The organism is Lysinibacillus sp. CTST325, from assembly GCF_054665055.1.
On the sequence record NZ_BAAFHO010000058.1, the window covers coordinates 1 to 321 of the forward strand.

Sequence of the window (321 nt, forward strand, 5' to 3'; positions counted from 1 at the left end):
CAAGTAAGTAAGATCCCTCAAAGACGATGAGGTAGATAGGTTCGAGGTGGAAGTGTGGTGACACATGGAGCTGACGAATACTAATCGATCGAGGACTTAACCAAAAAAAGTTTGAAACATTCAATGCGCGTTTATCCAGTTTTGAAAGAATAAGAAAGTTTTTTAAAAAAAGCTTGCAATTATAATGAGAATGTGTTATAATAAATCTTGTCTTTTAAATAGTCTAGTGATGATGGCAAAGAGGTCACACCCGTTCCCATACCGAACACGGAAGTTAAGCTCTTTAGCGCCGATGGTAGTTGGGGGCTTCCCCCTGTGAGA

At 39.9% G+C, this 321-nt stretch carries 2 rRNA genes; both read left to right on the forward strand.

Annotation, left to right across the window (positions count from 1 at the left end):
- A 23S ribosomal RNA gene (locus ACYQ73_RS28325) occupies nucleotides 1–104 on the forward strand; the annotation flags it as partial.
- A gap of 118 nt (nucleotides 105–222) precedes the next feature.
- Nucleotides 223–321: ribosomal RNA gene (rrf, locus tag ACYQ73_RS28330) — 5S ribosomal RNA — on the forward strand; the annotation flags it as partial.